Source organism: Actinotalea sp. C106 (assembly GCF_023630195.1).
In the GTDB taxonomy this organism is placed as follows: domain Bacteria; phylum Actinomycetota; class Actinomycetes; order Actinomycetales; family Cellulomonadaceae; genus Actinotalea.
Genome location: NZ_JALPKN010000588.1, coordinates 1 through 742, shown reverse-complemented (window position 1 = coordinate 742; position 742 = coordinate 1). Strand labels below are relative to the sequence as shown.

The window sequence follows — 742 nt, the reverse complement described above, 5'->3', positions numbered from 1 at the left end:
CGCGGCAGCGGTCGACGCGACGGTGCTCTTCCTCTCCCCGGCGGCCCTGGCCAACGTCGTGGCGACCGCCGACGCCCTGACCCCCGCCGATCACGACGCCCTCGCCCAGGTCCGCACCTTCCTCTCCGCCGGCGCCCCGGTCCCTGAGCCCCTGCTGGCTGCCGCGGGCCGCCTCATGCCCAACGCCGAGCCGCACACCCCCTACGGCATGACCGAGGGGCTGCTCATGACCGACGTCACCCTCGACGGGATCCGCGACGCGACCAGCTCCCGGCCCGACGGCGACTCGGGCGGGGTCTGCGTCGGGCGCCCCACCCCGACCACCGAGGTGCGCATCAGCCCCCTCGACGCCGACGGCGCGGCCACCGGGGAGCCGACCACCGACCCCGCCCGCACCGGCGAGATCGTGGTGACGGCCCCGCACCTCAAGCGCGGCTACTTCCGCCTGCACCTGACGGACCGCGCGGCCACCCGTGACGTGCCCGACGACCGTTGGCACCGCACCGGGGACGTCGGGCACCTCGACGAGCAGGGGCGGCTGTGGGTCGAGGGCAGGCTCGCCCACGTGATCACCACGGCGGACGGCGTGGTCACCCCGGTGGGCCTCGAGCAGGCGGTCGAGCGGGTCGACGGCGTGGCCCGCGCCGGGGTGGTGGGCATCGGCCCCCAGGGCGCCCAGCTGCTCGTCGCGGTCGTCGAGACCCCGACCCCGGCCCGCCGCGTCGCTCTCGCTGGCCCGGAG

General features: G+C 77.1%; 1 protein-coding gene. It reads left to right on the top strand.

The window, feature by feature from the left end:
* A partial coding sequence (locus tag L0B03_RS18650; RefSeq protein ID WP_250448600.1) for an AMP-binding protein occupies positions 1–742 on the top strand: 742 nt, incomplete at both ends.